The sequence below is a fragment of the Herbiconiux daphne genome (assembly GCF_024979295.1).
GTDB lineage: Bacteria > Actinomycetota > Actinomycetes > Actinomycetales > Microbacteriaceae > Herbiconiux > Herbiconiux daphnes.
Map to the genome: position 1 here is coordinate 1 of NZ_JANLCJ010000240.1, position 865 is coordinate 865.

1 protein-coding gene is annotated in these 865 nt (G+C 39.5%); it reads left to right on the forward strand.

The window, feature by feature from the left end:
- Window positions 1–865: hypothetical protein (locus N1032_RS24355; RefSeq protein ID WP_259543075.1), on the forward strand; the 865-nt coding region annotated here is incomplete at both ends.

Below are 865 nucleotides of genomic sequence, written 5' to 3' on the forward strand. Positions count from 1 at the left end.
GAGCATACAAAAGCTATCTGATCGCACTGAACATCAATGAAGGTGGTACTACACACTACCCTCAACGTTTACGTTGGTCTGATTCAGCGGACATCAACAACTTTCCTGCTAACTGGTATGATGATCAACCAAATACAGATGGTGGTTTTGTTGACTTAGCTGACTGTACTGGTAACATCATTGATGGTCGTCCATTACGTGACTACTTCTTGATTTACACTGACCGTGAAACGTATATCGTTCGTTACGTTGGTGGTGATTTTGTATTTGATATTCAGAAACTGTTTCCAGATTCTGGTGTATTGAATGCTAACTGTATCGCTGAATTCGAAGGTGGTAACCATTTTGTTATTTCTCAAGATGATATCTTTACTCATGATGGTTCTTCAAAACAATCAATCGTGACTGATATTATCAAAGAGAAACTTCTAAGTGAAATCACCAAAGTAAACTATGAAGGTACTAAAGTTTTCTCATTCCCAACTCGTAAAGAAATCTGGGTTGCTTACCCAAGCCAGTCTTCTGAGGAAGGTAGTGATAAAAACTTTGCTTGTGATAGAGCTGCAATCTGGAACTGGAAAACTGGTGCATGGTCATTCGCTGATTTGCCCGGTGTTCTGTTGATGAATGAAGTTATTTCTCCAGACAGTGATACTCGTTCTTGGGCACTACCGGATCGTAAAGGTTTGAAGGTTAAACCAATTACTAAAATCACTATGGATTCTCCAATTTACAGCCTCGCTGTTGATGATACATTCCGTATGGATGTTATCTATGAACCGGGTGAAGGTTTGTCTGGTAACCAAACTTTACATTGGACTTCATCCGATCCATCTATTGCTGATTTTGATACGAGTGTAAACCG